Annotated in this window: 1 protein-coding gene; it reads left to right on the top strand. The window is 66.8% G+C overall.

Features of this window, described 5'->3' with window-relative positions; all coding sequences use genetic code 11:
• Positions 1-309: 309 nt before the first annotated feature.
• Complete coding sequence (locus ACU5AP_RS16355; RefSeq protein WP_446681568.1) at positions 310-1,017, top strand: TonB family protein; 708 nt, start codon at positions 310-312, stop codon at positions 1,015-1,017.
• Positions 1,018-1,234: the final 217 nt, after the last annotated feature.

Raw genomic sequence — 1,234 nt, 5'->3', positions numbered from 1 at the left:
TGCGGATTGGGCACGCGCTCCAGCACCGCCTCTTCCGGGTTGGTCGGGGCGGCGGTCTGGGCGCCGAGCTGGCTGAGGCTGTCGGTATAGTGGATCATGCCCGCCATTTAGGCGTTCGGCCCGCCAAAGAAAACGCCGCGCCCGCCGCAATCGGCCATCCCCCTGTCGCACCTGTGCTAGACTGCCCTGCGGCCCAGGGGAGAGCGGCCGTCCGCCGCCGGGGATTTCAGACGATTCAGACGAATTGGACTCTGTTTTTCCGGGCGGCGCCCATCCCACGCCTGCCCGCCGCCTTTTTCAGGAGCATTCGTGATCTTTTCCGCCCGGCCTGGCCCCGCCCTGCTCGTCCTCCTAATGGCTTCAGGCATCACCGCCCTGCCGTCTGCGGCCTCGGCTCAGGACGCCGACGACGCCTTGCCGCCCCCGCGTTGGAGCGCCCCGCCGCAACCTCATGCCGATGACTTCCCTGAAGCGGCGCTGCAGGCGGGGGCCAGCGGAGCCGCCGTCATCGCCTGCGACGCCGCGCCGGACGGGGCGCCTGTCGACTGCGAAGTCCTGTCCGAAGACCCTCAGGGCATGGGTTTTGGTCAGGCGGCCCTCGGCATCGTGCAGCGCGGGCGCGTCGCCTCCGTAGCCGGTGTTGACGGCGCTGCTGCTGCGTCTCGCCGTTTCGCCGTTCGGGTGCCGTTCAATCTTGACGCCGAGCCGACGCAGGCATCAGCTCAAGCGCCGATCAACGTTGAAGCGCGATGGCTGACGCCGCCCCGTCCGACAGCATCGGACTATCCGCAACGGGCGGTCGATCGCGGCCTTTCGGGCGGCGCCGCCGTTCGTTGTGAAGTGGCGCTGTCAGGCAAGCCGACCAACTGCGCCGTTGTCGCCGAAGTTCCTCCCGGCAGCGGTTTCGGAGAAGCGGCTGTCAAAATCGTCCGTCGGGGACGGCTGAATCCCGCGACGATCCGGCCGGAAGAAGTCGGGTCCGCCTTCGTCGTCACCGTGCCTTTCAGCATGCACTGATCAAGCCGCCCCCCTCGACCCGCGAGACAGATAGGAGACCGCAAACAAGACGATTTCAGACGATTCAGACGAATTGGACTCTGTTTTTCTCGAGACCGGCGCGCCATCGCGGACCTCGATTGCTGAAGATCAATGCGCGCGTCGCCGGATCGGCCGATCGCTCGACGTCAAGCGGAAAGGATCGGGATCATGGCCGTCCCACAGAGCAAGACCGAGT

This window comes from Brevundimonas sp. RM1, assembly GCF_052907225.1.
The sequence above is the reverse complement of the archived record's forward strand: the minus strand, read 5'-3'. Positions and strand labels throughout refer to the sequence as shown.